Annotated in this window: 2 protein-coding genes; both read left to right on the top strand. The window is 68.0% G+C overall.

The features are described 5' to 3' along the window. Positions 1–1,470 (top strand): IS21 family transposase (istA, locus tag ABIB80_RS39230; RefSeq protein ID WP_354129643.1); only part of this gene is annotated, 1,470 nt, incomplete at its 5' end. An 11-nt stretch (positions 1,471–1,481) separates the two neighbouring features. After that, positions 1,482–1,663: ATP-binding protein (locus ABIB80_RS39225; RefSeq protein WP_354129642.1), on the top strand; the 182-nt coding region annotated here is incomplete at its 3' end.

Here is a 1,663-nt window from a genome sequence, read left to right as displayed (position 1 = left end):
CGACGGGTGGGCGCGGCGCCCTCGACGGTGCGCCTGGCGCTCCGGCGGTTCGAGGCCGCGGGCTTGAGCTGGCCGTTGCCAGACGACGTCACCGACACGGTTCTGGAACTTCGCCTGTTCGCGAAGACCGGCAATGGCAACCGTCAGGGTCACCGCCGCATCGCCGAGCCCGACTGGGCGACCGTGCACCGCGAGCTCAAACGCAAGCACGTGACGCTGTCGATCCTGTGGGAGGAATATATCGCCACCGAGCCCGGCGGATACCGGTACTCGCGCTTCTGTGAGCTCTACCGCGCCTGGGAGGGCCGCCTGTCGGTGACGATGCGCCAGGCCCATGCGGCCGGCGACAAGTTGTTCGTCGACTATGCCGGCGATGGCGTGCCGGTGGTGGTCGACCGCCTGACCGGTGAGCGCAGAACGGCGCAGATCTTCGTCGCCGTGCTCGGCGCATCGAGCTTCACCTACGCGCAGGCGACGTGGACGCAGGGGCTCGCCGACTGGATCAGCGCCCATGTTGGCGCCTTCGCGGCGATCGGCGGCATACCGGCGCTGGTGGTGCCCGACAACACCAAGGTCGCGGTCATTAAGGCGAGCCTGTACGACCCGCAGATCAATCGTACCTACGCGGAGATGGCGGCGCATTACGGCACCGCCATCTTGCCGGCGCGGCCGCGCAAGCCGCGCGACAAGGCCAAGGTCGAGCAGGCCGTCCTCATCGTCGAGCGCTGGCTGCTCGGCCGCCTGCGCCATCGCACCTTCTACAGCCTGGCCGAGGTCAATGCGGCGATCGGCGAACTGCTCACGAGGCTGAATGAGGAACGGCCGATCCGGCGGCTCGGCGTGACACGCCGCCGGTTGCTCGAGGAGGTCGACCGGCCGGCGCTCAAGCCATTGCCGGCGTCCCCCTATGTCCTCGCCGAGTGGCGGATCCGCCGCGTCAGTCTCGATTACCACGTCGAGGTGGAGAAGCATTACTACAGCGTTCCGCATCGCTTCGCCCGCGCCGAGGTCGAGGTGCGGTTCACGGCCCGTACCGTCGAGATCTTCCACAAGGGCGAGCGGATCGCCGCGCATCAGCGCATGAGCGGCAATCACAAACACACCACCGTGCCGGAGCACATGGCCTCCAGCCATCGGCGCTACGCCGGCTGGACCATCGCGCGTATCCGCCAGGACGCCGCCGCGATCGGGCCGGCGACCAGCGCGTTGTGCGACCTCATTCTCGACGAGCGCTCGCACCCCGAGCAAGGCTTCCGCGCCTGCCTCGGCATCCTCAGGCTCGCCGCCTCCTATGGGCGCGAACGGCTGGACGCCGCGGCTGCGCGGGCAATCGACATCGGCGCGCGCACCTATGGCTCGGTCAAGTCGATCCTCGCCAACAATCTCGATCGGCGTTCTGCTCACCAGCGTTCCGCGGACGATGCGCCGATCCTGCATGCCAACATCCGCGGACCGCGCTACTACAATTAGGAGATCATCCCTTGCTCACCCATCCGACCCTCGACCGCCTCAACGCCCTCGGCCTCCACGGCATGGCCAAGGCCTTCGCCGACATGGAAGCCACCGGTGAGGCCGCAAGCCTCGGTCACACCGAATGGCTTGCGCTGCTGCTCGAACGTGAAGCCTCGCTGCGGCACGACAAACGGCTCGCCACTCGCCTGCG

This window comes from Bradyrhizobium sp. i1.15.2 (assembly GCF_040548425.1).
GTDB lineage: Bacteria > Pseudomonadota > Alphaproteobacteria > Rhizobiales > Xanthobacteraceae > Bradyrhizobium > Bradyrhizobium canariense.
The sequence above is the reverse complement of the archived record's forward strand: the minus strand, read 5'-3'. Positions and strand labels throughout refer to the sequence as shown.